Source organism: Caballeronia sp. LZ032 (genome assembly GCF_031451315.1).
Taxonomy (GTDB): Bacteria; Pseudomonadota; Gammaproteobacteria; order Burkholderiales; family Burkholderiaceae; genus Caballeronia.
Genome location: NZ_JARUXP010000061.1, coordinates 1 through 416 on the forward strand (window position 1 = coordinate 1; position 416 = coordinate 416).

Here is a 416-nt window from a genome sequence, read left to right on the forward strand (position 1 = left end):
TCTGTCGCCGGAACAGGTCGCGGCGCTCACGAGCAACGTCGTCATCATGCAGACGGTCATCGTCGACGGTCAGTCCGTGCTCGTGCCCGTCGTGTACCTCGCGAAGGCAAGCCAGCAGAACACGAACGGGCCGCTGATCGCCGCGACCGATATCGATCTGAAGGACGCACAGACGTTCAGCAACAGCGGCACGATACAGGCGGGCAACACGCTTTCGATTCAGGGCAAGCAGATCGACAACGCTTTCGGCGCGCTGCGCAGCGGCGGTCTGATGTCCCTCACCACGCAAGGCGACGTCGATCTGACATCCGCCACCGTCAACGCGGGGAGCCTGGCACTGAACGTCGGCGGCAATCTTCTCCTCAATACCGCTGTCAATACAATCCACCAGGTCAGCGCGACGGGCGCGACGCGCA

The 416-nt window shown here is 63.0% G+C and carries 1 protein-coding gene; it reads left to right on the plus strand.

The annotated features are described in order from the left end of the window. Nucleotides 1–416: hypothetical protein (locus QCE69_RS39705; RefSeq protein WP_309936169.1), on the plus strand; the 416-nt coding region annotated here is incomplete at both ends.